Genomic DNA, 1,288 nt, shown 5'->3' on the forward strand with positions numbered 1-1,288 from the left:
TGATCTGAGGCCGGCAAACTGGACCATTTTTGGCTAGAGTTGGCGCTGCGTAAATCCCTCGACTGGGAGGAGCGACGACGATGAAGGCCTCGAAGTTTTCGGACGCCCAGAAGGCGTTTATCCTGAAGCAGGGCAATGACGGGGTGCCGGTTGCGGATATCTGCCGCAAAGCCGGGATCAGCCAGGCGACCTATTTCAATTGGAAGAAGAAGTATGACGGGCTGCTGCCGACGGAGATGCGCCGGTTGAAGCAGCTCGAGGACGAGAATGCCAAGCTGAAGAAGCTGGTGGCTGATCTGTCACTCGACAAGGAGATGCTGCAGGACGTGATCCGCCGAAAGCTGTGAAGCCTGGTCGGAAGCGCAAGCTCGTCGATGAGGTTTGCGGTGAGTGGCAGGTGTCGATCCGCAAGGCCTGTGCGGCCCTCGAGTTCGACCGGTCGACCTATCACTACAAATCTCGTCGCTCCGACCAGGCGACCCTCGAAGCTCGGATCAAGGAGATCTGCCATGTTCGCGTTCGCTACGGCTATCGCCGCGTCCATGTGCTGCTGCGCCGCGACGGATGGCATCACGGCCAGAACAAGACGCGTCGCATCTATCGCGAATTGGGCCTGCAATTACGCAATAAATCGCCCAAGCGCCGGGTCAAGGCCAAGCTGCGCGACGACCGGCGGCCTGCGACGCGGGTCAACGAGACCTGGGCGATGGACTTCGTTCATGATCAGCTGGCCACCGGCGGCAAGCTCCGGGTGCTCACGATCGTCGATATCTTCTCCCGCTTTTCGCCCGCGCTGGAGCCGCGGCTCACCTTCCGCGGCACCGACGTCGTGGAGGTGCTGGAAAGGGTTTGCAATGAAGTGGGACTCCCGGCGACGATCCGCGTCGATCAAGGCAGCGAGTTTGTGTCGCGCGATCTTGACCTGTGGGCCTATCAGCGTGGCGTCACGCTGGACTTCTCACGGCCTGGCAAGCCGACCGACAACGCCTTCATCGAGGCGTTCAACGGCCGCTTCCGAGCCGAATGCCTCAACGCCCATTGGTTCCTGTCGCTTGCGGATGCCCGGCAAAAGGTGGAGACTTGGCGTAGATACTATAACGAAGAACGCCCCCACGGCGCGATCGGCAATCGGCCGCCGATTGTGCTCCAAAATCACGTCGGCGCCACCAGCCCGCCAACGTGATCAGAGGCGCAAAACTCTAGTTCCGGGTGGTCCAAAGTTCGGTCTCGCTGCACAAAAACCCCGAGACTCTAACTGCCGCTGGATGAAAATGCAGTGGCAGGTCAC

At 60.6% G+C, this 1,288-nt stretch carries 1 protein-coding gene; it reads left to right on the forward strand.

Annotation, left to right across the window (positions count from 1 at the left end; genetic code table 11):
* The first annotated feature begins 80 nt into the window (after positions 1 to 80).
* Positions 81 to 1,183, forward strand: a protein-coding gene (locus tag ACTEK7_RS36615; protein ID WP_225131587.1) for an IS3 family transposase whose coding sequence is annotated in 2 segments (ribosomal slippage) — positions 81 to 342 and positions 342 to 1,183 — 1,104 coding nt in all. Because the reading frame shifts where the segments join, the coding sequence is not laid out codon by codon here.
* Positions 1,184 to 1,288 lie beyond the last annotated feature (105 nt).

The organism is Bradyrhizobium sp. JHI2711, assembly GCF_056156565.1.